Here is a 24,597-nt window from a genome sequence, read left to right on the forward strand (position 1 = left end):
GCCGGGGCTACTCCTCGGCGTCGGGGGCAGCGGTCTGGACGTCCTCGAGACCGACGCACGTCCGCGTGGCCGGCGCCTCGGAGACGGCGCGGTTCAGGTCGGCGACGAACGAGGTCGACCGGTCCTCGGTGATCGCCGGCGGTACCTGGACCTCGACCGCCGGGTCACGGCCGTAGGTCACGAAGGTCCACGTGCCCTCGTCGTCCGGGGCGGCGAGCCAGTCGACGTCTCCGGAGGAGCTCTCGACCGTCAGGCACGGGGCTTCCGCCGTCGGTCCGGGGGGCTCCACGCCGCAGCGGAGCGTGATGGCCGCTCCGGGCTCGCCCCAGGCCGTCGTCGCCTGGCTGTTGGTGGGCACCTGGGGAAGGCCGGCGAGCTCGTCCGGGACGGAGAGCACGATGCTGGCGCAGACCGGGTCGGTGGCGTCCTCCGCCGCGGGGACACCGATCGTGGGCGCGCATCCGGTGAGGACGACGCCGCTCGTCGCGACGAGCAGGACGGCGGCGGCCGAGCGTCGCGACGGACGGGCGACGGTGTGGTGGGCGTGCACGGCTCCACCGTATCCGCCCGGAAGCGTCGACCCGTACGCGGACTAGGGTGACGTGCGTGACGGGAGAGCGAGCGGACCAGACGCAGACGGTGGCCCAGACGTCGGAGGAGGAGCTGCTCCGCCAGATCTTCCCGCTGCTGCCGCCGGGGCGGGCGACGATCGTCCCGCCGGGCGACGATGCCGCGGTCGTCGCTGCGCCGGACGGACGGTTCGTGGTCAGCACGGACGTCCTGGTCGAGGACAGGCACTTCCGTCGACGCTGGTCGAGCGGCGAGGACGTCGGACGGCGCGCCGCGGCCCAGAACCTCGCCGACGTCGCGGCGATGGGAGCCCGCCCGACGGCGTTGGTCGTCTCCTTGGTGACGCCCGCCGACCTGCCGGTGGAGTGGGTGCTGGGCGTCGCGCGCGGCCTGGCTGCCGGGTGTGGCCCCGTGGGTGCGGCCGTGGTCGGCGGCGACCTCTCGTCCGGGCCGGTCGTGGTCGTGTCCGTGACCGTGCACGGCACGCTCGAGGGCCGCGCACCGGTGCTGCGCTCGGGCGCCCGGGCGGGCGACGTCCTCGCGTACGCGGGCGTCCGCGGCCGCTCTGCCGCGGGCCTCGCGCTCCTGGAGGCGGGCGTCGTCGGCCCCGGCGACGCCCGGACCGCCGGATACCTGCGTCCCGAGCCGCCCCTTGCGGCGGGTCCGGTCGCCGCGGACGCCGGTGCGACGGCGATGCTCGACGTCTCGGACGGGCTGCTGCGCGACGCCGCGCGGATCGCGCGTGCCAGTGACGTGGCGATCGACCTGCGGTACGGGGCGTTCGACGCGGACGTGGCGGCGTTGCAGCCCGCTGCACGTGACCTCACCCTGATCGCCCAGACGGACGCGGACGCGGCCGGGGTCGCGTCGCGGACGGATGCTCTGGTGCGGGACTGGATCCTGGCGGGCGGAGAGGACCACGGACTGCTCGCGACGTTCCCCGAGGGCGCTGTCCCCGCACCGTTCGTCGAGGTCGGACGGGTCACGGCGGGCGAGGGGGTGACCGTGGACGGTCTTCCGCCCGGGGGGTCGGCGACAGGCTGGGACCACTACGGCGGCCGCTGAGCGACCCCGGGGTCAGTTGCGACGGAAGCGCAGCTGGGTGAGGTCCTTGCCGCCGATCTCCTCGCGCTTCTCGACGCCGTCCGGTGCGAAGCCGTGGCGTCGGTAGAAGTGCTGGGCGCGGTCGTTGTCCGCGATCGTCCAGAGCGTCACCGTGGCGTCGGCGTCGACGTCGGAGAGAACGGTGCGCATGAGGTCCCTGGCCACGCCGCGGCCCCAGGCCTCCGGGTCGAGGTAGATCGCATAGATCTCCTGGTCACGGGGCTCGGCGTCCTCGTCCCGGCCGGGACCGACGACGACGAAGCCCAGCGTCCGGCCGTCCGCGAGAGCGACCCAGGTGCGGCTCGGGTGGTCCTCGCCCAGGTAGCGGGCGAAGAACTCGGTGCGGTGGTCGACGTCGAGCGAGGCGAGGTAGTCGTCCGCGACGATCCCGGCGTAGGCGTACCGCCAGGAGGTCACGTTCACCGTCGCGATCTCCGCAGCGTCGTCCGGCTGGGCACGGCGGATCTTGACCTCGCTGATGTCGTTCATACGGCCGATTATCCCACCTGGGAGGCGGCCTGGCCATGCCACCGACGGCGAGCGGTGCACGAACCTCGCCGGGACGACAAAAGCCCGCCGGGAGATCCCGACGGGCCTTGTGCTGTGCGGTGGGCGTCAGACGCGACGCGTCACCTTGCCGGCCTTGAGGCACGACGTGCACACGTTGACACGCTTGGGGGCACCGGCCACCACGGCGCGGACGCGCTGGATGTTCGGGTTCCAACGGCGCTTCGTGCGGATGTGCGAGTGCGAGATGCTGTGCCCGAAGCTCGGGCCCTTGCCGCAGACGTCGCAGTTGGCAGCCACGGTTACTCCTGATCGTCGTGCACGTGCCGCGGCTCGAGGCAGCGACAACGTCCTTCAAATGGTCTGGGGGAGGCCCGGCGCAGGCCAGGCAACCTGCTTAGAGTAGCCGACCGGGGCCGAGGACTCAAGTCCGGCTCGTGCGCGATGAGCGCACTAACCTGACACAGGCAATGCAGTGCGGTGCAACGATACGGGAGATCCGACGGATGGATGACGCCCCCTGGACAGATCAGGGCGCAGGCACGGTGGACGTCGCCCTCGTGGACGCGTGGGTCCGTCTGTCGGTCGAGGAGCTGACCGCGGTCCGTCCACGCCTGGACGCGCTGAACGTGTTCCCGGTCGCCGACGCCGACACCGGGACGAACATGCTGCTCACGATGCGCGCGGGCAGCGACGCGTCGCACGGTGCGGATCTGTCGACCGTCCTCACGACGCTCGCCCGGGGCGCGCTGCTCGGGGCCCGGGGGAACTCCGGTGTGATCTTGGCCGCATACCTGGGCGGGATCGCCCGGCACCTCGGCTCGGCAGGGGGAGCGAGCGCGACAGACCTCGCCGACGCGCTCGCCGCCGGGGCCGTCGCCGCCCGGGACGCCGTGGCCGACCCCGTGCCCGGGACCGCGCTGACCGCCGCCGACGCTGCCGCCTCCGCGGCAAGGGCGTGCGCCGGCGAGGTCGACAGGGCCCCGACCGTCCGCAGCGTCGCCACGGTCGCCGCCGACGCGGCCGACCGCGCCGTCGAGGAGTCGAGCTCGCTCCTCGCGGTCCTGCGGGACGCCGACGTTCCCGACGCGGGCGCCGCGGGCATCGCCGCCGTCCTCGGAGCGCTCGCGCGGGCGGCCGGCGCCTCTCGGCCCCGGGCCGAGACGGAGCTCCCCCACCACGAGGTCGACCGACCGAGCGGTGGCCCGGAGTTCGAGGTGATGTTCGTCGTGCGGGCCGCGCCGGAGGCCCCGCCCGAGGTCGACGTCGCCGCAGGGCTGCGGCAGGCCCTGACCGAGTGCGGCGACTCCGTGGCGGTCGTCGCCGGTCCGGGGCACTGGCAGGGTCACGTGCACACCGACCGCCCGCTCCGTGCGCTCGCCGCCGGTCAGGAGGTGGCGGATTCCGCCGGCGCCGAAATGCGCCAGATGTGCGTCCACTCGCTCGACCTGCCCGGTCATCACGCGGGTGCGCCCTCCGGACCGGCGGTTCCGGGAAGCCTGGGCGTCGTCGTCGTCACCGCCTCCCCGGGCCTGGTCACGGACTACGCCCGGGCGGGCGCCGTCGTGCTCGTCAGTCCCGGAGACCTGGAGCAGAGCGAGCTCGACCGGGCTCTGGCAGAGGCCGGCGGCACGACGACGGTCGTGCTCCCGGCCGTCGCCGCCGGGCCGAACCTCGACGTCCGCGGAGCGACGGTCGTGCCCGCGCCCACGGACCTGCACGCCGTCGCAGCCCTCGCCGCCGTCCAGGTCGCGGACGGCCCTGTCCTCGACGCAATGGCGCACGCCGCCGCGTCGGTGCGGGCGACCCGGGTCGAGCCCGGGGGCGACGTCACCGTGACTGTCGGAGGGGTGATGCACCCTGGGATCGGGGTCCTGACCCTGCTGCACGCCGACGGATGCACACCCGCGGACCTGCGTGCCGTGACCGACGTGGTCGAGGCCGCCAGCCCGGGTGTCGAAATCGTCGTCCTCGCCTCCGGGAGGCCCGGACGAACGATCGAGGTGGGAGTCGAGTGACCGACCGACTGACAGAACCCCTGTCCGCCGTCCTGGGAGCACGCAGTGCCGCCCCGCTGGCGAAGATGGGCATCGAGACGGTCTCCGACCTGCTCGGGCACTATCCGCGGCGCTACGGCGACCCGGGGCGGGTCAGCGACCTCGCAGCGCTCGCGATCGGCGAGCACGTCACGGTGATGGCCCGGGTCGCGCGGGCCACGGTGCGCCAGATGCGGTCTCGCGGAGGCGCGATGCTCCAGGCGGTCGTCACGGACGGCACGCACAACCTCTCGCTGACGTTCTTCGCGAAGCGCGCGGGAGTCCTGCGGCACCACGAGGACCGGCTCCGGCCCGGCCGGATGGGGCTGTTCACGGGCGTCGTCGGCGACTACCGGGGGGAGCGGCAGCTCACGCACCCGGACTACCTCATCGTCGGGGTCGACGCCGACGACGAGGAGTCCGCGCTCGTCGAGGCGACCAGACCGATCCCGATCTACCCGGCGAGCGCGAGCGCCCCGAGCTGGCGCATCCAGCGCGCGGTGCGCACCGTCCTGGACCCGCTCACGGAGGACGACGTCCCGGACCCCGTCCCGCAGGGCGTGCGGCACGGGCACGGCTGGGGCAGCAGGCTCGAGGCGCTGCGCGACGTCCACGAGCCGTACGACGAGAGGCAGTGGCGCCGCGGTCGGGATCGTCTGCGGCACGAGGAGGCCTTCGTCCTGCAGGCGGCGCTCGCACAGCGCCGCGCCGCCACGGCGGCGGAGGAGGCGACGTCGCGGCCTCCGCGCGGCGGCGAGGCGCCCGGCCTCCTGGCGGCCTTCGACGCCGCGCTCCCGTTCGTCCTCACCGCCGGGCAGCAGGAGGTCGGGGCCCAGATCGCGGAGGATCTCGCGCGGCACCGACCCATGCAGCGGCTCCTGCAGGGCGAGGTGGGGTCCGGCAAGACCGTCGTCGCGCTGCGCGCGATGCTCCAGGTCGTCGACGCCGGCGGTCAGGCCGCACTTCTGGCCCCGACCGAGGTCCTCGCCGCTCAGCACGCCCGGACCCTGCGGGGGCTGCTCGGACCGCTCGCCGAGGCAGGCATGCTCGGCGGCGCCGAGAGCTCGACCCGGGTGGCGCTGCTGACCGGGTCGCTCGGTGCGGCGGCCCGCAAGGAGGCGCTGCTGGACGCCGCGAGCGGTGCGGCCGGGATCGTCGTCGGCACCCACGCACTCCTCGGCGACCAGGTCCGGTTCGCGGACCTCGGCCTCGTCATCGTCGACGAGCAGCACCGGTTCGGTGTCGAGCAGAGGGACGCGCTGCGTGCGAAGGCCCGCACGACTCCGCACCTGCTCGTCATGACGGCGACGCCGATCCCGCGCACGGTCGCGATGACGGTCTTCGGCGACCTCGAGACGTCCATTCTGTCCGAGGTCCCGGCCGGCAGGTCACCCGTCACGACGGTCGTCGTCCCCGCCGCGAACGAGACGTGGACCGCGCGGATGTGGGGTCGGATCCGTGAGGAGGTCGAGGCCGGGCGTCGCGCGTACGTGGTGTGTGCGCGCATCGACCCGGACGAGTCCGCCGACGTCACGGCCGAGCCCGAGGGGGACGTCGATCTCGTGGACCTCCTGGAGGCGGGCGACCCGGGCGCGAGCGCGGCCCCGCTCCGGGCGGTGGTCGAGGTCGCAGCGGAGCTGGAGCACGTGCCCGCGCTGGCGGGCGTCGGGGTCGGGATGCTGCACGGGCGGATGTCGCCTGCCGAGAAGGACCGCGCGATGGCCGACTTCGCGTCAGGGGCAGTTCCCGTCCTGGTCTCGACGACGGTGGTCGAGGTCGGCGTGGACGTCCCCGCGGCCACGGTGATGGTCGTGTTCGACGCCGACCGGTTCGGTCTCTCGCAGCTGCACCAGCTCCGAGGGCGCGTCGGCCGAGGGTCCGACCCCGGCCTGTGCCTGCTCGTCTCGACGGCGCGGCCGGGGACTCCCGCAGCCGTCCGCGTCGAAACGATGGCGGAGACGACGGACGGGTTCCGCCTGGCCTCGGTCGACCTCGAGCTGCGCAGCGAGGGCGACGTTCTCGGCGCCGCGCAGTCCGGGCGGGGGAGCTCCCTCAAGCTGCTCCGCGTGGTCAAGGACGCACCGGTGATCGAGCAGGCGCGTCGCGACGCCAGCGCCGTCGTCGAGGAGGACCCCACGCTGGCCCGGCACCCCGGCCTTGCCGCGGCGATCGCGCAGCAGCTGGACCCGCAGCGCGAGGAGTTCCTCGATCGCGCGTAGCCGCTGTCCGGCCCGGTGCGCCGGGCTCGTCGGCCGGTCGATACGCTCGGGGCATGACGAGGATCGTTGCCGGTGAATTTGGTGGCCGCACACTGCACGTCCCACCGCGGGGGACCCGCCCGACGAGCGACCGGGTGCGCGAGGCGATCTTCTCGCGGCTCGAGCACCACGGCGTCCTGGCCGAAGCCCGGGTGCTCGACCTCTACTCGGGCTCGGGCGCCCTCGGTCTCGAGGCGGTCAGCCGCGGCGCCGCGCACGCCACGCTCGTGGACGCCGCGCGTTCCGCCGTGGAGATGGGCCGTCGCAACGCCCAGGAGCTCGGCGCGACCGCAGTCGTGGCCGTGCACGAGAAGGCCGAACGATTCGTCGCCACCGCGCCCGCCGAGCCGTGGGACGTCGTCTTCTGCGACCCGCCCTACGACGTGCGCGGCGAGACGGTCGACGCCCTGCTCGCGGCCCTGGACGAGACCGGTGCGCTCACCGACGACACGCTCGTCGTGGTCGAGCGCTCGAGCCGGAGCGCCGCGCCGGCATGGCCCGCGGGGTGGGAGGCCGACGTGAGCAAGGCGTACGGCGAGACGACCGTGCACTACGCGTTCGCCGGGCCGGCGAGGGACGCCTAGACACGCCTTCGCAGGCCTCACCGCAGCGCCCGGTGTACTAGCGTGGAGCCGTGACCACCGCCGTCTGCCCCGGGTCGTTCGACCCCTTCACCCTCGGACACCTCGACGTCGTCCGGCGTGCCCGCTCCGTGGTCGACGACGTCGTCGTCGCAGTGGCCCGGAACGCCTCGAAGTCGGCGCTGCTCGACGCCGAGACCCGCCTGGAGATCGTGCGGAACGCACTGTCAGAGGCCGGGCTGGACGACGTGCGCGCGGCGCTCGTCCCCGGTCTGCTCGTGGACTTCTGCACCGAGATCGGTGCGACCGTCGTCGTCAAGGGTCTGCGCGGCGGCGCGGACCTCGACGCCGAGCTGCCGATGTCGCACATGAACCGTCACCTCGCGGGCGTCGAGACCGTGTTCGTCACGGCCGACCCCGCCCTCGCGCACGTCTCGTCCTCGTTGGTCAAGGACGTCGCACGATTCGACGGACCCATCGACGACCTCGTCCCCGCCGGGGTCGGCACCGTCGTCCGGGCCGCACTGCAGTCATCCAAGGGAGCATGACCATGTCTGAGCAACCGACCGACCGCCGGCACCAGGGCGCCGAGATCCCACCTGGCGTCGGGGCGCTCCTCGACGAGCTCGTGACGATGGTCGAGAACGCGCGGACCATGCCGATGTCGTCCTCCGTCCTCGTCCACCGGGGCGAGGCCCTGGGCCTGATCGACGAGATCCGCGACGGGCTCCCGGACGAGATCGAGCGGGCGGACGAGACTCTCAAGGAGGCCGAGCAGGCGCTCGCGGACGCGAACCGGGACGCCGAGGACATCGTGCGGACGGCCCGGGCCCGGGCGATCGAACTGGTGCAGGCCGAGCAGGTCGTCGTGCAGGCGCGCTCGCAGGCCCACGAGATCGTCGAGGAGGCGGAGGCGACCGCCGCGGAGCTGCGCGCGGACGCGGACGACTACTGCGACCGGCGACTGGCGGACTTCGAGATCGACCTGGGCAAGATCCTGTCCCAGGTCCAGGCGGGTCGGGCTCGGTTGGCGCAGCGGCGCGACGACGTGTGACGCCTCTCTCGTCGCACCCGGCGTCGACGATGGCGTAGGATTGTGCGTTGGCCCGGTGTACTCGCCTGGGTCAGGCGCCCCGCGGCGCCGAACTCCCACCCTTGAGAGACCAGGACTTCACTGTGGACCGCCACCCGACGCTCGACCCTCGGTCGCCGTTCGTGCTCGACATGCACGATCTCGCGCGCCGTCCCGGGTCCATGCTGACGGTCGAGCGCGCCCTGGAGGCCCCGGCCGATCTGGGTTCTGCGCTCGTCGGGGTCCCCGAGGGATCTCCTGTGGCACTTGACGTGCGCATGGAAGCCGTGATGGAGGGTGTCCTGGTCTCCGGGACCGCCCGCACCATGATGGTCGGCGAGTGCGGGCGATGCCTGGATCAGTTCAGCCGCGAGATCGTCGCGGACATTCAAGAGTTGTTCGTCTACCCGGACCGCGCCAACGTGGCGGAGGAGACCGGGGACGACGACGAAGACCTGCGCGAGCTCGACGGTGATCTTGCCGACATCGAGCCCGTGCTTCGGGATGCTGTGGTCACTGCACTACCATTCCAACCGTTGTGCTCGCCGGACTGTGCCGGCCTCTGCTCCGAGTGCGGGGCGCGGCTTGAGGACGATCCGGACCACGCGCACGAGATACTCGACCCCCGGTGGTCGGCACTTCAGAGCATGTTCGAGGACTCGAACGTGTCCGACAAGACGAAAGAGAGCTAGCCGTGGCTGTTCCGAAGCGCAAGATGTCGCGCAGCAACACCCGTGCGCGCCGTTCGCAGTGGAAGACGTCCGCCGCGACCCTCGCCACCTGCCCGCAGTGCAAGGGCAACAAGCTGTCGCACGCAGCCTGCCCGACCTGTGGCTCGTACAAGGGTCGCCAGTACGCCGAGGCGCTGCGCACCGAGCACGCGGGCTGACGCCTGTGGCGCCGGCTGCGACCGGTCTTCTCGAGAAGCTCGGGGTCCATCTGGACCCCGAGCTTCTCGTGCTTGCCTTGACCCACCGGTCCTTCGCATTCGAGAACGGCGGCATCCCCACCAACGAGCGCCTGGAGTTCCTGGGCGACTCTGTCCTGGGAATCGTCGTCACCGAGGAGCTGTACCGCGCTCACCCCGACCTGCCGGAGGGTGACCTGGCCAAGATGCGTGCCGCGACGGTCTCGCAGAAGTCGCTGGCTGCCGTCGCGCGTGAGCTGGAGCTGGGGCAGTACATCCTGCTCGGCATCGGCGAGCGCCGGACGCGGGGCTTCGACAAGGACTCGATCCTCTCGGACACCGTCGAGGCGCTCCTCGGGGCGGTGTACCTCACCCACGGCATCGAGGCCTCTCGTGAGCTCGTGCTCCGCCTGGTGCGCGGAACGCTGGACCGTGCCGCCGACCTGGGCGCGGGCCTGGACTGGAAGACGTCGCTGCAGGAGGCCGCCGCACTCCGGGGCCGGAGCGCACCGGTCTACGAGATCGAGGCCGAGGGGCCCGACCACGCGCGGGTGTTCACGGCCTCGGTGCTGCTCGACGGGGAGGTCCGCGGGACCGGCACGGGCACCGCGAAGAAGCATGCCGAGCAGGGTGCTGCCGAGGCCGCGTACCGCGCGCTGACGGCGGACGAGCCGCTCGGCAACGACCGGTAGCCGGAGCGCTGCCCGATGCCTGAGCTCCCCGAGGTCGAGACCGTCCGCGACGGCCTTGCGCGGCACGTCCTCGGCCGCACCGTGGCCGCGGTCGAGGTGCTGCGCGACTACAGCGTCCGCCGTCACGACGGCGGACCCACCGGCTTTGCCGACCAGCTCGTCGGGTCACGGCTCGACGCCGCGGTCCGGCGCGGCAAGTACCTGTGGGTGCTGCTGGGCGACCCCGCCGGCGCGCCGCGCGCCGACGACGGCCCTGCCGCCGCGCTGACCGCGCACCTCGGGATGTCCGGGCAGCTCCTCGTCCGCTCCGGGGACGCGGTCGCCGACCGTGCACCTCATCTGCGGGTCCGGCTCGTCCTCGACGACGGCAGCGCGCTCGACTTCGTGGACCAGCGCACGTTCGGGCACCTGGCGGTGACCGATCTGGTCCCGACCGTCGACGGACTGCCCGCCGGCCTCGGGTCGGCCGTCACCGCACTTCCCGCTCCCGTCGCGCACATCGCCCGCGACCTGCTCGACCCCGCGCTCGACCGGGCCGAGACCGCTCGAGCGATCCGGCGCCGTCGGACCGGCGTCAAACGCGCGATCCTCGACCAGACCGTCGTCTCGGGCGTCGGCAACATCTACGCCGACGAGGCGCTCTGGCGCGCGGGACTGCACTACGCGCGCGCCACGGACCGGCTCCGTCAGACCGACGCCCTGCGGCTCCTCGACGCGGCGGACGAGGTCATGCGCGAGGCGCTGGCTCAGGGTGGCACCAGCTTCGACGCGCTGTACGTGAACGTGAACGGCGCGTCCGGGTACTTCGACCGCTCGCTCGCGGTCTACGGGCAGGAGGGGCGGCCGTGCCCACGGTGCGGGGACCTCGTCCGTCGCAACTCGTTCATGAACCGGTCGGCGTTCACGTGCCCGACCTGCCAGCGCCGACCCCGCGCCGGACGCTGGTAGTGCCGAGGCTCTACCGGGCCGACTCCTGGGCGAGCGCCCACGCATAGTCCGCGTTCGACGCGGCGACCGCTGCCTGCGTCCCCCGCGCGGCGACGTATGCCGGGCCGGTCGGGTCGGCGCGCAGCGCGATCACCTCGTCGGCCTGCTCCAGCCCGGTCAGCCGGTGCGTGGCCACGACGATCCCGCGATCGCCGCGGTGCGACTCGTCGACGAGGACGCGAAGCAGCGCGTCGGCGGTGGCAGGGTCGAGGTGCTCGGCGGGCTCGTCGACGAGGAGGTACCGCGCGGGGGACAGGAGCGCACGGGCGATCAGGAGGCGGCGACGCTCTCCGCCCGAGACGGTCGCCCCGTCCGGGCCGAGGAGCGTGTCGAGCCCCCGGGGCAGAGCGTCGACCCATTCCGTCAGACCCACGCGGTCCAGGACGGCGTGGGCGTCGGCCTCGGTGACGTCGCCCCGTGCGACCCGGAGGTTCTCGAGGATGGTCGTGGCGAAGACGTGGCCGTCCTCGGCGACCATGAGAACTTCTGGGTGTCGTCCGGCGAGGTCGAGCCCGTCGACGCCCACGGTGCCGTCCACGGGCGGGATCAACCCGGCGAGGGTGGCCAGCAGTGTCGACTTGCCGACGCCGGAGGGCCCGACCAGGCCAACCGTGCGCCCGGGCGCGAGCGTGAGGTCCGCCGTGACGACGGGGTGTCCGTCCCAGCCGGCGACGAGCGCCGTCGTGCGGACGCCCTCGTCAGTGGAGTCGGTGGAGTCGGTGGCCTCGGTCACTGACCGCGACTCGGACGGACGCGCCTCCTCGGTCTCGTCGAGCAGTTCCAGGAGCCGGGACGCGGCCTTCCGCGAGCGCCGTACCTGGACCGCGGCGGCCGGCAGGAGCCCGACCCCCTCGAACGCGGCGAGCGGCGTCAGGACGACGACGGCGAGCTCCACCGGTGCGAGCGTCCCGGCGGCGACCGCGGGGATGCCGAGTGCCAGTGCGCCGACGACGGCGAGACCCACGGCGATCGTCTGCAGGGCGGCGGCGACCGCTGCGGTGCGCGCGCCCTCGTCGGCAGCGGCGGTGAGGTCGCGATCGGTCCGGGCGAGGCCACGCATCCGTGGTTCGAGGCTCCCGTCGACCTGTGCGGGACCGGCGTTCTCGAGCAGCTCGACGGTTCGGGCGGCCATCTCCGCGCGGGCGGTGGAGGAGCGCTCCTCGGTGATCGCGGCCGCGCGGGCCGAGAGCCAGGGCGCGAGCCCGCCGGCCAGCAGGAGGCAGAGGAGGAGGATGACGCCGGCGGACGGGAGGAACACCCCGACGATCCCGACCGCGAGCAGCGAGACGCACGCGGCGACGCCGGCGGGGATGACGGCGCGCACGACGACGTCACCGACGTCGTCGACGTCGGTGCCCACGCGGGCGAGCAGGTCACCGCGTCGCACCTGGGCGAGCGCGACCCCGGGGCCCTCGGCCAGGTTCTCGTAGAGCCGCGCCCGCAGTGACGTCATGCCGCGCAGGGCCACGTCGTGGGAGGCGAGCCGTTCGAGGTAGCGGGCGACGCCCCGGCCGATGCCGAAGGTCCGCACGGCGACCGTGGCGACCGACAGCTCGAGCACGGGCGGCATCTGCGAGGCGCGGGCGATCAGCCAGGCGGCGACGGCGGCGAGGCCCACCGCGCTCCCGAGGGCCAGGAAGCCCCAGGCGACGGCGACCGCGACCCGGAGCTTGCGGACCTCGAGCAGGGGAGCGATCCGGACGAGCGGGTCGGCGGCGATCTGGGCGCGCAGCGATGTCATGCGTGAGCCTTCGCGGAGACGTGCACGACGTCGTCGGCGAGCGCGACGACGGCCGTGCGGTGGGCGATGACGACGACGGTGCGGCCCTGCTCGCGAAGCGTGGCCAGCGCGGCCAGCACACCTTCCTCGCCGCGTGCGTCGAGGTGGGCGGTTGGTTCGTCCAGCACCACGAGCGGGGTGCTGCGGTCGAGGAGCGCGGCGGTGAGGGCGAGTCGTTGCCGCTGGCCGACGCTCAGGCCTGCCCCGGCCCGTCCGACGGCGGAGGTCCAGCCGTCGGGGAGGTCGCGGACCACCGCGTCCAGACCGGTGGCACAGGCCGCCTCGGCCACGTCGTCGTCGGACGCGTCGGTGGCGCCGCGGGCGATGTCGAGAATCGTGCCCGGACCGACGAGCGGGCGCTGCGGCAGCCAGGTGATCTGCCGCCACCACGACTCCGGCTCCAGGTCTGACACGTCGACCGGCCCGTCGGAGCCGGCTCCCGTCACGGTGACCGCGCCGGCGTCGGCCGGAAGCAGCCCCAGCATCGTGAGCGCCGTCGTCGACTTGCCCGAGCCGCTCGGCCCGACCAGGGCGACGACACGTCCGTCGCACGTCACCTGCGCGTCGAGACCCGCCGGAGCGTCCGTCGCACGGTCGCCGGCGCGGACCGTCAGCCCGTCGAACCGGATGATCGCCCCCCGCAGGTCGGGCGCCGGCGTGGTCCCTCTGGGGGGGACGGGCTCGTCGAGGACGGCGAAGGCGCGGTCGGCAGCGGCGAGGCCGTCGGTGGACGCGTGGAACTGGGCGCCGACCTGCCGGAGCGGGAGGTAGACCTCGGGGGCGAGGATCAGGACGGCGAGCCCCGCCTCCAGGGTGATCCCGTCGCCGTGGACGAGTCGTAGACCGATGCCGACGGCGACGAGGGCGACCGCGAGCGTGGTCAGCAGCTCGAGCACCATGCCGGACAGGAACGCGATCCGCAGGGTGCCCATCGTGGCCCGGCGGTTCGCGTCGCCGAGGGCCCGGACACGTGCTCGCGGTCCGCGCTCGCGGCCGTAGGCACGCAGGGTCGGCAGTCCGGTCAGCAGGTCGAGCACCTGGTTGCCGAGCTGCTGGACGACGACGAGACGCCGTTCGGACGTTCCCGCGGTCATCTGCCCCACGAGGATCATGAAGATCGGGACCAACGGGATCGTCCCGGCGATGACGGCGGCCGAGACCCAGTCGAGCCCCAGGACGACGAGCAGTGTCGCCGGGGTCACCGTGACGGCGAGCAGGAGCTGGGGCAGGTACCGCACGAAGTACGGCTCGAGCGCGTCGAGCCCCCGCGTCGTCAGGGTGGCGACATCGGCGCCCTCGCCACCCGCGAGCCGCCGCGGTCCGAGCCGCACGGCGTGGGCGACCACCGACTCGCGCAGCTCGGCGATCGTCCGCGCCGCGGCCCGCACCGCGAAGCGCTCCTGGGCCCAGCTTGCCGCCGAGCGCAGCGCGACGACGAGGACCAGCAGCCCGACGGACGTCCCGGCGGCGCCCAGGGTCGTCAGGTCGCCCTGGATCGCGGGTGCGAGGACCGCGGCGATCAGCAGTGCCTGGGCGACCACGAGGGCCGCCGTCAGGACACCGAACACGGCCGTCAGGACGACGTACCCGCGTGCCGCACGGGCGTGCCGCAGCAGGCGTGGGTCGAGCGGCTTCACCCGCGCGACGCCTCGTCGTCGTCGGCGGGGGAGAGGTCGACCTTCGTGCCGCCGGAGTCAGGGCCGAAGGCGTTCGCCTTCACCTTGTCCCACGTCAGCCCCACGGGCTCGGGGATGTCCGCGGTCGAGAGGCGGCGGCGGAAGACCCAGTAGGTCCACGCCTGATAGGCGACGATGACCGGCACCGTGATCAGGGCGACCCACGACATGACCATCAGCGTGTAGTCGCTCGAGGACGCGTTGTCGATGGTGAGCGAGTTCGCCGGGTCCGTCGCGGGCATGACGTCGGGGAACATCGAGCCGAAGATCAGCACGACGGCGCAGACGATCGCGCCGGCGGAGAGGGTGAAGGCCCAGCCCTCGCGTCCTCGGGCGTTCATGAGGACGACGCCGATCAGGCACGCCGCCGCGACGACGACGACGGCCCAGGTCCAGGGCACCGAATAGGCGATCTGTGCCCAGACGGCCCAGACGGCGGTGAGGACCGTTGCCGCGATCGAGGAGTACGTCGCGGCCGCCCGCGCCTTGGTCCGGATCTCACCGTCGGTCTTGAGCGCCAGGTAGACCGCACCGTGCATCAGGAAGAGGCTCGCGGTCACGAGGCCTCCCAGCAGGGCGAACGGCGAGAGCAGGGAGAAGAAGCCCCCGGTGAACTGGTGGTCGGCGTCGAGCTCGACGCCGCGCACGAGGTTGGCGAAAGCCACGCCCCACAGGACGGCCGGCACCCAGGAGCCGACGATGATCGCGCGGTCCGCGGTGCGGGCCCAGCCGGCGCTCGCGATCTTGCCTCGCCACTCGAAGGCGACGACGCGGACGATCAGGGCGAGCAGGATGATCAGGAGCGGGATGTAGAACCCGGAGAACAGGGTGGCGTACCACTCCGGGAACGCCGCGAACGTCGCGCCGCCGGCGGTGAGCAGCCAGACCTCGTTGCCGTCCCAGACGGGTCCGATGGTGTTGATGAGGACTCGGCGCTCCTTGTCCTTGCGCCCGAGGATCGGCAGGAGCATGCCGACGCCGAAGTCGAAGCCCTCCAGGACGAGGTAGCCCGTCCAGAGCACTGCGATGAGGAGGAACCAGAGTGTGGGGAGGTCCATGATGTCGTCTCCTTCGTGGCCGCGTCAGTACGCGAAGGACAGGGGGCGGTCGGCGTCGTCGTCCTGCGCCTCGGGCGACTCGTCCCGCACCGTGTCGGGGACGCCTTCGAGGGCGTAGCGCCGCATGAGGCGGAACCACACGACGGCGAGCACGGCGTACAGGAGCGTGAAGGCGACCATCGACGCGATCACCATGCCGGGGCTGACGACGGTGGACACACCGCGCTCGGTCAGCAGCCGGACGGCGTCGATCCCCGTCGGGTTCGGCGCGACCACCCAGGGCTGGCGTCCCATCTCGGTGAAGATCCAGCCGAACGACGCGGCGAGGAAGGGTGCCGGGATGGCGACCATCGCGAGCCGGGAGAACCACACCTTGTCGGTGACACGTCCCTTGCGCGTGAGCCACAGGGCGCTGAGCGCCAGCGCGACCGAGAACACGGCGAGCCCGATCATGAGGCGGAAGCTCCAGTAGGTGACGAAGAGGTTCGGGGTGTACTCGACCGGCTCGCCGTCGAGGGTGGTGTCCCCGTAGCGCTCCGTCATCTGCTCCTGGACGTCGTTGACGCCCGGCAGGTAGCTGTCGGGGCCCGTGAAGCTCCCCGTCCCGAGGTAGCTCGCGAGGTAGGGGACCTTCAGCTCGTGGACGACTCCCTCACAGGAGTTGGAGAGGTCACCGATGGTGATGAGCGAGAAGCCCGCTCCTTCTTCACCGTCGCACAGGGCCTCGGCCGAGGACATCTTTCCGGGCTGCTGCTCGTACATGATCTTGCCCTGGATGTCACCGGAGATTCCGACGCCGATGCCGGCCACGAGCATCGTGATCACGCCGAGCGTCATGCCCGGACGGTAGATGTCGCGGGCGAGCTCGACGTTCTCCGGCCGCCGGGTGCGCACGAGCCGGACCATCCACCAGGCGCAGATGGCGGTGACGAACCCGCCGGCGGTCAGGAAGGCTGCCGTCACGGTGTGCGGGAAGGCCGCGAGGAGCGTGTTGTTGGAGAGGACGGCCCAGATGTCGACGAGCTCGGCGCGTCCGGTCTCCTCGTTGTAGATCGTCCCGACAGGGTGCTGCATCCACGAGTTCGCCGCGAGGATGAAGTAGGCGGAGAGGTTGACCGCGATGGCGACCGCCCAGATGCACGCCAGGTGGACCTTCTTGTTGAGCCGGTCCCACCCGAAGATCCAGAGTCCGAGGAACGTGGACTCCACGAAGAACGCGGCGAGCGCCTCCATTGCGAGGGGGGCGCCGAAGACGTCACCGACGAACCGGGAGTACTCGGACCAGTTCATCCCGAACTGGAACTCCTGGACGATGCCCGTCGCCACGCCGATCGCGAAGTTGATCAGGAGGAGCTTGCCGAAGAACTTCGTCAGGCGCAGCCAGCGGTCGTTGCCGGTGCGCACCCAGGCCGTCTGCATGATCGCGACGAGGGGCGCGAGACCGATCGTGAGCGGCACGAAGATGAAGTGGTACACGGTCACGATGCCGAACTGCCATCGTGCGAGGTCCAGCGCTTCCATGGGTGCTCCAGGTGTGTCGGTGTAGTGAAGACGCTATGGGCACTCTGCACGTCTGTCTCGGGATAGGAAACGTCGCCGGGGGGTTTCGTGAAGGACTTCACAAGTAATCGGCGCTTGACATGACATCGACGCCGCACGTGTCATGTCCGCCCGGGGCGTGTGTCCTGTGCGATACTTCGAAGTGGACTGGGGCACCCACATCGCCCCGTGACCACGTGATCGTCTGCGCCACCGCGACGGTTGCGCCGCTGCACGAGATGAATGGCTCGAGTGGCTGGGCGCGCCCGCAGGAACGGTGACGACGACCGCCGCCAACGACTTCCGTTGCCGGGCACCGCGCTTCGTCGCGCGACCCGAGCAGCGACTGACCGCCTGATGGGTGTACGAGATGTGGGGTACACCGAGAGGGCCTACAGGAGCACCCGCGTGACGCTCGAGAACAGCGAATCCACTCCCGAATCAACGCCGGCAAAGCGCCCGCGTCGTCGTGTGACGCGCGAGGCAGGCACCCCGGTCGCCGGGAAGCCGGTGGATCTCTCCGCCGCGTCGGCCCCGACCGCGACGCCGCCGGCGACCGCTCCGACCGTGACCACCGAGGTGGCCGACACCACCCCGACCGCCGCGCCGCGCCGCCGTCGTGCCGCCACCCGCACCGCCGGAAGCCCGACGGCCTCCGCGAGCATCGAGTCCTCGGTGAACGTCGACGACGCGAGCGCGTCGACGACCGCCGACGCCGCCTCGACCGAGGCGCCCGCCGCCAAGGCCCCGGCCAAGAAGGCCCCCGCAAAGAAGTCAGCGGCCGGCAAGGCGCCGGCCAAGAAGGCGCCTGCGAAGAGGACTGCGGCCAAGAAGACCGACGAGCCTGCCGAGACGCCGGAGCCCGACGCCGACGCGCCCGCGGCTGAGCCGAAGAAGGCCACGGCCCGGAAGGCTCCTGCGAAGAAGGCGCCGGCCAAGAAGGCCCCCGCGAAGAAGTCCGCGGACGACGGGTCCGCGAGCTCGAAGTCGGCGGAGGCCGAGAGTGCACCGACCACAGCCCCGGCAGCTCCGCGCCTCGCCGGGACGGCACTGCTGTTCCAGGCACCCGAACCGACGCGCCGACCGCGCCGCGTGACCAAGACCGCCCCGACGGCGACGCCCGCCGCGCCGGAGTTCGCCGGGCCGACGGCGACGTCGACGACGTCGGACGCGCCAGAGAAGTCCTCCGCGCCGACCAAGGCCACGGCTCGTCGGGGCAACGCTTCCACGCCCACGACGTCCGGGTCGACGGATGCGCCCGAGACGTCGGCACCGTCCGGGTCTGACACGACCGAGGCCGCGTCGACCCAGAGGTCCGAGAAGCCGGCCAAGCGGGGCACGCGCAAGCGTGCCGCGAGCCGACCCGCAGGGAGCCCGACGGCGGATACGGCTTCCGAGAAGGCCGCGGGTACGCCTGAGACGAGGGTCGACGCCGACGCCGGTGCGCCGGTGGTGGAGGCCGAGGCAGCGCCGTCGACCGGGACCGACGAGGCGCCGGTCGAGCTCAGCCGCGACGAGGCTGCGGCGGTGGCCGAGGTCGAGACGATCGAGGCCGAGCTCGTCGCCGAGGGGATCGAGGTGCCGTCCGAGGAGTTCGAGCCCGAGGTTGAGGACGAGGAGCTCGTCGAGCGGCCCCGTCGTCGTCGCCGCCGCGGTGGTCGCGGTCGTCGACGTGGCCCCGGAGGCGACGCCGACGGCTCCGGCGACAAGGAGTCGGACGACGACACGTCGCAGGAGCGGACCGACGAGGACGCCGACGCCACGTCGGGCGGTTCCTCGAAGACCCGTGGGTCCGGCTCGCGTGCCTCCGACGGCGCCACGGCGTCGGATGACTCGTCCACCGACGCCGAGGCGAGCACGGACGAGGACGACGACTCGTCGAACGACGACGGCTCCGGTGAGGGCTCGCGCCGTCGGCGCCGTCGCCGCCGCGGCGGAAGCGGCCGCAGCTCGGACTCCGGGTCACGGTCCGCACGGTCGACGAGCAGCGACGAGGTCACGGCGCTGAAGGGTTCGACGCGCCTCGAGGCCAAGCGTCAGCGACGTCGTGACGGTCGCGACGCCGGCCGCCGCCGCCAGATCATCACCGAGGCCGAGTTCCTGGCGCGCCGGGAGTCCGTCGAGCGGTCGATGATCGTGCGTGAGGTCGACGGCCGGACCCAGATCGCGGTCATCGAGGACGACATCCTGGTCGAGCACTACGTCTCCCAGCAGTCGCAGGCCTCGATGGTCGGCAACGTGTACGTCGGCCGCGTGCAGAACGTGCTGCCCAGCATGGAGGCGGCGTTCATCGACGTCGGCAAGGGGCGCAACGCGGTCCTCTACGCCGGTGAGGTCAACTGGGACGCCGCGGGGCTCGACGGGCAGCCGCGTCGGATCGAGCAGGCTCTCAAGTCGGGCGACTCCGTCCGGGTCCAGGTGACCAAGGACCCCATCGGTCACAAGGGTGCCCGGCTCACCTCGCAGGTGACGCTCGCGGGCCGCTACCTCGTCTTCGTCCCCGGTGGCGGGATGACCGGGATCAGCCGCAAGCTTCCGGACACGGAGCGTGCACGTCTGAAGAAGATCCTCAAGGAGGTCGTCCCCGAGGGCTCGGGCGTGATCGTCCGCACCGCCGCCGAGGGTGCCTCCGAGGCCGAGCTCCGCGCCGACGTCGAGCGCCTGCAGAAGCAGTGGGAGCGGATCGAGAAGAAGACGAAGACCGCCTCCGCGCCGGCCCTCCTGCAGGGCGAGCCGGACATGGCGATCCGCGTGGTGCGCGACATCTTCAACGACGACTTCTCCCGCCTCGTCGTCTCGGGCGACTCGGCCTGGGACGAGATCTCGAACTACGTCGCCGAGCTCGCCCCGGACCTGCGGGACCGCGTCGAGTCGTGGACCTCCGAGCAGGACGTCTTCTCGGTCTACCGTGTCGACGAGCAGCTCGCGAAGGGCATGGACCGCAAGGTCTGGCTCCCGTCGGGCGGGTCGCTCGTGATCGACCGCACCGAGGCGATGACCGTCATCGACGTCAACACGGGCAAGTTCACGGGTGCCGGTGGCACGCTCGAGGAGACGGTGACGCGCAACAACCTCGAGGCCGCGGAGGAGATCGTCCGCCAGCTCCGGCTGCGCGACATCGGCGGGATCATCGTCGTCGACTTCATCGACATGGTCCTCGAGTCCAACCGAGACCTGGTGCTCCGGCGCCTCGTCGAGTGCCTCGGCCGTGACCGGACCCGTCACCAGGTCGCCGAGGTGACGTCGCTCGGACTCGTCCAGATGACCCGCAAGCGCGTGGGCCAGGGCCTGGTCGAGGCGTTCTCGGAGACCTGCGAGCACTGCCACGGTCGCGGGTTCATCGTCCACGACCAGCCGATCGAGAAGTCCGGCGGCTCGGACCACGACCACGGCCGCAAGGACCACAAGGACCACGGCAAGCAGGGGCGCAAGGGCGACGACGAGTCGCGCGGGCGTTCGCGACGGCGACGCTCGGGCAGCTCGGACGGGGCCGGGGACGAGTCGACGTCCGACGCTCCGACGGAGACCGTCCCGGTCCTGCCGGAGGACAGCGCACGGGCCGCGGTGAAGGCCACGCTGGCGACGATCGCCGCAGCCGCGGCGCACGCCCACGAGCACGAGAACGAGGCCGAGTCCGCGTCGGAACCGACGCGCGCGCAGGCGCCGGAGCCCGTGTCCGAGCCGGCCGCCGCCGGCGAAGACGCCGCACCGGCCGGTGCCGAGGGCGCCTCCTCGGGCGAGCCCGTGGCAGCACCTGCGGAGGACGAGCCGGCCGCGACCAGGCCCGCCCTCGACCTGCCCCGGGCGAGCGCGCCTGCGGAGCGCGAGCCCGCGGCAGACCTCAGCGGAGACTTCGGGATCGTCCTGCCGGACCGCTCGAGCGGCACCGCTCCGCGCAAAGGAGCCGAGGCCCGTGCGGCCTCGAAGCCTGTGGCAGAGGCTGACGGGTCGGCGGGAGAAGTAGACGGCTCCCCTGCGGGGCCGTCCTCGGACGACTGACGCTGCAGACCTGAGGACCCCGGAACCGCGATGGCGGTTCCGGGGCCCTCGTGCATCAGGACGCGGTCGGAGCCTCGGTGAGGCGGCTCGGCGTCGCGGTGCGTGCGACCGACGGCCGGCCGGGTGTCGCACCGAAGAGTCGTTCGGCGCGACCGAGCCAGGCGGCTCGCCGGGCGTCACCGACGCCGCGCGGGCGGCCGTGACGGAGATGTCGGACGTGTCGCACGCCGAGCTGCCGGAACGTGCCGCGCCCGAGCATGCGGCCCACGGGGTCTCCGTACCACCACCGGAAGACCGGCACCGGCGTGGTCATGGTGGTCATCACCGTCACACCGCGCAGATGCCCGAGGCGGCCGACGAGCGTGTCGAGCGGCCCGTCGTCGTACGCGAACCCGGGCACCAGCACCTTGTCGAGGAACCCCTTGAGCCGTGCGGGCAGCGAAGCCCACCACACGGGACTCACGACGACGAGGTGGTCGGCCTCGAGAATGCGGCGCTGGTAGTCCACGACGCGCGGGTCCGCGGTGGCCTGCCCGCGCCACGCCGCGAGATCCGCCAGACGCATGACGGGGTCGAAGTCGTCGGCGTCGAGGTCGATCACGTCGACGTCGTGCCCGTGCGCGTCGGCTCCCCGGGCGACGGCGTCGGTCAGGGCGCGGGTGAGGCTTCCGGGGTAGGGGTGGTCAACGACGAGAAGAATCTTCACAGCGGCTCCTTAACAACGTTCAACTGAACAGTGTTCAGGCTCCTTGATCGTTGCTAGGATGTCAACTGTCCCGATCAGGCGTCCGGCAGGCGCCCACCCGGCACCAGGCAGGCAGCAGAGGAGGGTCATGGCCGAGAGGCTCGACCGCTCCCGGGTCGCGCGTCGCGCGCTTGAGCTGCTCGACGACGGTGGTCTCGACGCCCTCACCCTGCGGCGACTCGCGGCGGACCTGGGCGTCAAGGCTCCGGCCCTGCTGTGGCACTTCCGGGACAAGGGCGACCTGCTCGACGAGATGGCCGCCATGATGCTGGCCGACCTCGTGGAGGCAGCGGACTGGACCGACGTCGGCGCGGGCTGGGAGGCCTGCATGCGGGAGTCTGCCGAGACCATGCGGGGCGAGATCGCCCGGCGGCCGGACGGTGCTCGGCTCTTCGCCCGGACCTTTGCCAACCAGGAACTCGGGCGTGCCGCGATCACGCAGCCCGTGCAGCTTCTCGTCGAGGCCGGGTTCGCCGTCGAGGACTCGGTCCGGGCCTGGCGGACTCTCCTCGGGTTCGTGCTGGGGTTCGTGGTCCAGGAGCAGGCCGGGGGCTCGGCGGACGCCGACGCGCAGTTCGCCTTCGGTGTCGACGTCGTGGTGGACGGTGTGGCTGCCAGGGTCGACCTCGCCGGCATTTGACCCTGGGGAGTCTGAACCGTAGTCTTGAACGTCGGTGCGTCACGTGCGCGCCGTTCCAGTGTGCCCACGTCTGGTACCGCACTCACATGCCGCGGCATGCACGAGTCGACAAGCCGGTCCGTCGTGGTGAGCACGCCGCAGATCTAGAGAGATGAGCAGCAACGTGGTGTACGCAGTCGTCAAGGCCGGTGGCCGTCAGGAAAAGGTGTCCGTCGGGGACATCGTCGTCGTCGATCGCCTGAAGGCGTCCGAGGGCGAGTCGGTCGACCTGCCCGCGCTCCTGCTCGTCGACGGGGAGAAGGTGACCACCGACGCCGAGAAGCTCGCGAAGGTCAAGGTCACCGCCGAGGTCGTTCAGGACGAGAAGGGCCCGAAGATCACGATCCTCCGGTACAAGAACAAGACGGGCTACCGCCGTCGCCAGGGTCACCGTCAGCAGCTCACCCGCCTGAAGGTCACTGGCATCAAGTGATCCGGCCCGGGTTCTCCCGGTAGACCGACTCCTCGTACTGAAAGCAGGTATCTCAGATGGCACACAAGAAGGGCGCGAGCTCCTCGCGCAACGGTCGTGACTCGAACGCTCAGCGTCTGGGCGTCAAGCGCTTCGGCGGCCAGGTCGTTGGAACGGGCGAGATCATCGTCCGCCAGCGCGGCACGCACTTCCACCCGGGCAACAACGTCGGCCGCGGTGGCGACGACACCCTCTTCGCTCTCGCCGACGGCGCCGTGCAGTTCGGCACCCGTCGCGGTCGCAAGGTCGTCGACATCGTCGCAGTCGAGGGCTGATCAGCCCTCAGGCTGAGAAACACCTCTCGGGAGGGGCGCACCTGACGGGTGCGCCCCTCCCGTGTTTCGTCTCACCACTTCCTGGGTCCGCGCGACCCTGAGAGGATCTCCTCATGGCAGCATCATTCGTCGACCGTGTCGTCCTGCATGCCGCGGGCGGTGACGGAGGCAATGGCTGCGCCTCGATCCGCCGCGAGAAGTTCAAGCCGCTGGCGGGCCCCGACGGCGGCAACGGTGGTGACGGCGGAACGGTCCGTCTCGTCGTCGACCCGCAGGTCACGACCCTCCTCGACTACCACCACGCCCCGCACCGCGACGCTCCGAGCGGCTCCCAGGGGATGGGAGACAACCGGCACGGTGCGGCCGGCGGCGACCTCGTGCTCCCGGTCCCGGACGGCACCGTCGTCAAGGACACCGACGGGACCGTGCTCGCCGACCTCGTCGGAGCGGGCACCGAGTTCATCGTCGCCGAGGGTGGGCGTGGTGGTCTCGGGAACGCGGCCCTCTCGTCGCAGCGGCGCAAGGCACCGGGTTTCGCCCTGCTGGGCGAGCCGGGTGACGCCGCGGACATCGTGCTCGAGCTCAAGTCGCTCGCCGACGTCGCGCTCGTGGGCTACCCGAGTGCCGGCAAGTCCTCGCTCGTGGCGGCGATCTCGGCCGCACGGCCCAAGATCGCCGACTACCCCTTCACCACCCTGGTGCCGAACCTCGGTGTGGTGCAGGCCGGGGAGACCCGCTTCACCGTCGCGGACGTCCCCGGACTGATCCCCGGTGCGAGCCAGGGCAAGGGTCTGGGTCTCGAGTTCCTCCGGCACATCGAGCGCACCGCCGTGATCGTCCACGTGCTCGACTGCGCGACGCTCGAGCCCGGGCGTGACCCGGTGAGCGACCTCGACACGCTCGAGGAGGAGCTCGCCACCTACGCGCAGGACCTGGAGATCGAGGGCGGGCGCGTGCCCATCGCGGACCGGCCCCGCCTCGTCGTCCTGAACAAGATCGACGTGCCCGAGGCGCGTGAGCTCGCCGACCTCGTCCGCCCGGACCTCGAGGCGCGAGGTCTGCGCGTCCTCGAGATCTCGACGGCGAGCCACGAAGGGCTGCGTCAGCTGACCTTCGACCTGGCCAAGGTGGTCCGCCATGCCCGCGCCTCCGCCCCGGCACCGGAGGCGACACGCACGGTGATCCGGCCGAAGGCGGTCGACGAGTCCGGGTTCACCGTCAAGCGGATGGAGCAGGCGGGGGAGCCGTACTTCTGGGTCCGCGGGCGCAAGGTCGAGCGCTGGGTCCGCCAGACGGACTTCTCGAACGACGAGGCCGTGGGCTACCTCGCGGACAGGCTCGACCGCGCGGGGGTCGAGGACGGTCTGTTCAAGGCCGGCGCGGTCGCCGGCGACGAGGTCCGGATCGGACCCGAGCAGAACCAGGTGATCTTCGACTGGGAGCCGACCATGCACGCGGGGGCCGAGCTGCTGACGGGCCCGCGCGGCACGGACCTGCGGATCGACGAGTCAAACCGCCCCACGCGCAAGGACAAGCGCCGCGAGTACACCGAGCGGATGGACGCGAAGACCGAGGCTCGGCAGGAGCTCTGGACCGAGCGCGAGGCCGGCCAGTGGACGGATCCGAACGAGGACTGAGCACCGGTGCCGTCGCGCCGGGC

The 24,597-nt window shown here is 72.2% G+C and carries 23 protein-coding genes; 15 read left to right on the plus strand and 8 right to left on the minus strand.

All coding sequences use genetic code 11. The annotated features are described in order from the left end of the window. Nucleotides 1-7 precede the first annotated feature (7 nt). Nucleotides 8-550, minus strand: a complete 543-nt coding sequence (locus Q343_RS0111715; RefSeq protein WP_029253765.1) for a DUF3515 family protein — start codon at nt 548-550, stop codon at nt 8-10. Between the two features lie 56 nt (nt 551-606). Between Q343_RS0111715 and Q343_RS0111720 the strand changes: the two genes are divergently transcribed. Next, the gene (locus Q343_RS0111720) at nt 607-1,635 is read left to right on the plus strand and encodes a thiamine-phosphate kinase (RefSeq protein WP_081829812.1); all 1,029 of its coding nucleotides are present in this window, start codon (nt 607-609) and stop codon (nt 1,633-1,635) included. A 12-nt stretch (nt 1,636-1,647) separates the two neighbouring features. Here Q343_RS0111720 and Q343_RS0111725 read toward each other — a convergent pair whose 3' ends face one another. Next, entirely contained in the window at nt 1,648-2,163 is a 516-nt protein-coding gene (locus Q343_RS0111725; RefSeq protein ID WP_029253767.1) for a GNAT family N-acetyltransferase, read from the minus strand. Nucleotides 2,164-2,289: 126 nt separating this feature from the next. Then, a complete protein-coding gene (rpmB, locus tag Q343_RS0111730; protein ID WP_029253768.1) occupies nt 2,290-2,481 on the minus strand; it encodes a 50S ribosomal protein L28 in 192 nt (63 codons plus the stop codon). Between the two features lie 206 nt (nt 2,482-2,687). Here rpmB and Q343_RS14605 point away from each other — a divergent pair, with 206 nt between their 5' ends. The 9 genes from Q343_RS14605 (at nt 2,688) to mutM (ending at nt 10,675) form a co-directional block, all read left to right on the plus strand. Continuing rightward, a complete protein-coding gene (locus tag Q343_RS14605; RefSeq protein WP_162175486.1) occupies nt 2,688-4,199 on the plus strand; it encodes a DAK2 domain-containing protein in 1,512 nt (503 codons plus the stop codon). Then, nucleotides 4,196-6,436, plus strand: coding sequence for an ATP-dependent DNA helicase RecG (locus Q343_RS0111740; protein ID WP_029253770.1), 2,241 nt, complete (start codon nt 4,196-4,198; stop codon nt 6,434-6,436). The genes Q343_RS14605 and Q343_RS0111740 overlap by 4 nt, the downstream gene beginning before the upstream one ends. Before the next feature lie 53 nt (nt 6,437-6,489). Continuing rightward, nucleotides 6,490-7,059 carry a 16S rRNA (guanine(966)-N(2))-methyltransferase RsmD gene (rsmD, locus tag Q343_RS0111745; RefSeq protein ID WP_029253771.1) on the plus strand — a complete coding sequence of 190 codons (570 nt, stop codon included), beginning with the start codon at nt 6,490-6,492 and terminating at the stop codon, nt 7,057-7,059. Between the two features lie 50 nt (nt 7,060-7,109). Further along, nucleotides 7,110-7,604, plus strand: coding sequence for a pantetheine-phosphate adenylyltransferase (coaD, locus tag Q343_RS0111750; protein ID WP_029253772.1), 495 nt, complete (start codon nt 7,110-7,112; stop codon nt 7,602-7,604). Between the two features lie 2 nt (nt 7,605-7,606). Next, on the plus strand, nt 7,607-8,110 hold the full coding sequence (locus Q343_RS0111755) for an ATP synthase subunit B family protein (protein ID WP_052367163.1): 504 nt from the start codon (nt 7,607-7,609) through the stop codon (nt 8,108-8,110). 278 nt (nt 8,111-8,388) lie between these two features. Beyond that, nucleotides 8,389-8,820, plus strand: coding sequence for a YceD family protein (locus Q343_RS0111760; protein WP_428829351.1), 432 nt, complete (start codon nt 8,389-8,391; stop codon nt 8,818-8,820). Nucleotides 8,821-8,822: 2 nt separating this feature from the next. Then, nucleotides 8,823-9,017 carry a 50S ribosomal protein L32 gene (gene rpmF / locus Q343_RS0111765; RefSeq protein ID WP_029253775.1) on the plus strand — a complete coding sequence of 65 codons (195 nt, stop codon included), beginning with the start codon at nt 8,823-8,825 and terminating at the stop codon, nt 9,015-9,017. A gap of 5 nt (nt 9,018-9,022) precedes the next feature. Further along, entirely contained in the window at nt 9,023-9,727 is a 705-nt protein-coding gene (rnc, locus tag Q343_RS0111770; RefSeq protein ID WP_029253776.1) for a ribonuclease III, read from the plus strand. 15 nt (nt 9,728-9,742) lie between these two features. Then, nucleotides 9,743-10,675, plus strand: coding sequence for a bifunctional DNA-formamidopyrimidine glycosylase/DNA-(apurinic or apyrimidinic site) lyase (mutM, locus tag Q343_RS0111775; RefSeq protein ID WP_029253777.1), 933 nt, complete (start codon nt 9,743-9,745; stop codon nt 10,673-10,675). 10 nt (nt 10,676-10,685) lie between these two features. On the opposite strand, the gene cydC is transcribed toward mutM, so the two are convergent. The 4 genes from cydC to Q343_RS0111795 are packed head-to-tail and all read right to left on the minus strand — an operon-like array spanning nt 10,686 to nt 16,749. Continuing rightward, on the minus strand, nt 10,686-12,455 hold the full coding sequence (gene cydC / locus Q343_RS0111780; protein ID WP_052367164.1) for a thiol reductant ABC exporter subunit CydC: 1,770 nt from the start codon (nt 12,453-12,455) through the stop codon (nt 10,686-10,688). After that, on the minus strand, nt 12,452-14,131 hold the full coding sequence (gene cydD / locus Q343_RS0111785; RefSeq protein WP_029253779.1) for a thiol reductant ABC exporter subunit CydD: 1,680 nt from the start codon (nt 14,129-14,131) through the stop codon (nt 12,452-12,454). Before cydD ends, cydC begins: the two co-directional genes overlap by 4 nt. Further along, nucleotides 14,128-15,228, minus strand: a complete 1,101-nt coding sequence (gene cydB, locus Q343_RS0111790; RefSeq protein ID WP_052367165.1) for a cytochrome d ubiquinol oxidase subunit II — start codon at nt 15,226-15,228, stop codon at nt 14,128-14,130. The genes cydD and cydB overlap by 4 nt, the downstream gene beginning before the upstream one ends. A gap of 24 nt (nt 15,229-15,252) precedes the next feature. Beyond that, nucleotides 15,253-16,749 carry a cytochrome ubiquinol oxidase subunit I gene (locus tag Q343_RS0111795; protein ID WP_029253781.1) on the minus strand — a complete coding sequence of 499 codons (1,497 nt, stop codon included), beginning with the start codon at nt 16,747-16,749 and terminating at the stop codon, nt 15,253-15,255. Between the two features lie 489 nt (nt 16,750-17,238). Between Q343_RS0111795 and Q343_RS14610 the strand changes: the two genes are divergently transcribed. After that, complete coding sequence (locus Q343_RS14610; RefSeq protein ID WP_248616825.1) at nt 17,239-20,766, plus strand: Rne/Rng family ribonuclease; 3,528 nt, start codon at nt 17,239-17,241, stop codon at nt 20,764-20,766. A 55-nt stretch (nt 20,767-20,821) separates the two neighbouring features. On the opposite strand, the gene Q343_RS0111805 is transcribed toward Q343_RS14610, so the two are convergent. After that, nucleotides 20,822-21,472 (minus strand): NAD(P)H-dependent oxidoreductase, encoded by a 651-nt coding sequence (locus Q343_RS0111805; RefSeq protein WP_052367166.1) that lies wholly within the window; start codon nt 21,470-21,472, stop codon nt 20,822-20,824. Between the two features lie 127 nt (nt 21,473-21,599). Between Q343_RS0111805 and Q343_RS0111810 the strand changes: the two genes are divergently transcribed. From Q343_RS0111810 to obgE, 4 genes are all read left to right on the plus strand, one after another. Beyond that, on the plus strand, nt 21,600-22,151 hold the full coding sequence (locus Q343_RS0111810) for a TetR family transcriptional regulator (RefSeq protein ID WP_052367167.1): 552 nt from the start codon (nt 21,600-21,602) through the stop codon (nt 22,149-22,151). Between the two features lie 151 nt (nt 22,152-22,302). Beyond that, complete coding sequence (rplU, locus tag Q343_RS0111815; protein ID WP_029253785.1) at nt 22,303-22,623, plus strand: 50S ribosomal protein L21; 321 nt, start codon at nt 22,303-22,305, stop codon at nt 22,621-22,623. Nucleotides 22,624-22,679: 56 nt separating this feature from the next. Further along, nucleotides 22,680-22,937 carry a 50S ribosomal protein L27 gene (gene rpmA, locus Q343_RS0111820; RefSeq protein WP_029253786.1) on the plus strand — a complete coding sequence of 86 codons (258 nt, stop codon included), beginning with the start codon at nt 22,680-22,682 and terminating at the stop codon, nt 22,935-22,937. 113 nt (nt 22,938-23,050) lie between these two features. Next, nucleotides 23,051-24,574, plus strand: coding sequence for a GTPase ObgE (gene obgE / locus Q343_RS0111825; protein ID WP_029253787.1), 1,524 nt, complete (start codon nt 23,051-23,053; stop codon nt 24,572-24,574). The last annotated feature ends 23 nt before the right edge of the window (nt 24,575-24,597 follow it).

The organism is Paraoerskovia marina DSM 21750 (assembly GCF_000701465.1).
Lineage (GTDB): Bacteria > Actinomycetota > Actinomycetes > Actinomycetales > Cellulomonadaceae > Paraoerskovia > Paraoerskovia marina.

What these genes read in the sequence shown, in the direction of transcription:
- Q343_RS0111810 (WP_052367167.1), top strand. Translation starts at nt 21,600, where the DNA reads ATGGCCGAGAGGCTCGACCGCTCCCGGGTCGCGCGTCGCGCGCTTGAG.
- Q343_RS0111725 (WP_029253767.1), bottom strand. Translation starts at nt 2,163, where the DNA reads ATGAACGACATCAGCGAGGTCAAGATCCGCCGTGCCCAGCCGGACGAC.
- Q343_RS14605 (WP_162175486.1), top strand. Translation starts at nt 2,688, where the DNA reads ATGGATGACGCCCCCTGGACAGATCAGGGCGCAGGCACGGTGGACGTC.
- rplU (WP_029253785.1), top strand. Translation starts at nt 22,303, where the DNA reads ATGAGCAGCAACGTGGTGTACGCAGTCGTCAAGGCCGGTGGCCGTCAG.
- Q343_RS0111795 (WP_029253781.1), bottom strand. Translation starts at nt 16,749, where the DNA reads ATGGAAGCGCTGGACCTCGCACGATGGCAGTTCGGCATCGTGACCGTG.
- Q343_RS0111755 (WP_052367163.1), top strand. Translation starts at nt 7,607, where the DNA reads ATGTCTGAGCAACCGACCGACCGCCGGCACCAGGGCGCCGAGATCCCA.
- mutM (WP_029253777.1), top strand. Translation starts at nt 9,743, where the DNA reads ATGCCTGAGCTCCCCGAGGTCGAGACCGTCCGCGACGGCCTTGCGCGG.
- rsmD (WP_029253771.1), top strand. Translation starts at nt 6,490, where the DNA reads ATGACGAGGATCGTTGCCGGTGAATTTGGTGGCCGCACACTGCACGTC.
- rpmA (WP_029253786.1), top strand. Translation starts at nt 22,680, where the DNA reads ATGGCACACAAGAAGGGCGCGAGCTCCTCGCGCAACGGTCGTGACTCG.
- cydC (WP_052367164.1), bottom strand. Translation starts at nt 12,455, where the DNA reads ATGACATCGCTGCGCGCCCAGATCGCCGCCGACCCGCTCGTCCGGATC.
- cydB (WP_052367165.1), bottom strand. Translation starts at nt 15,228, where the DNA reads ATGGACCTCCCCACACTCTGGTTCCTCCTCATCGCAGTGCTCTGGACG.
- obgE (WP_029253787.1), top strand. Translation starts at nt 23,051, where the DNA reads ATGGCAGCATCATTCGTCGACCGTGTCGTCCTGCATGCCGCGGGCGGT.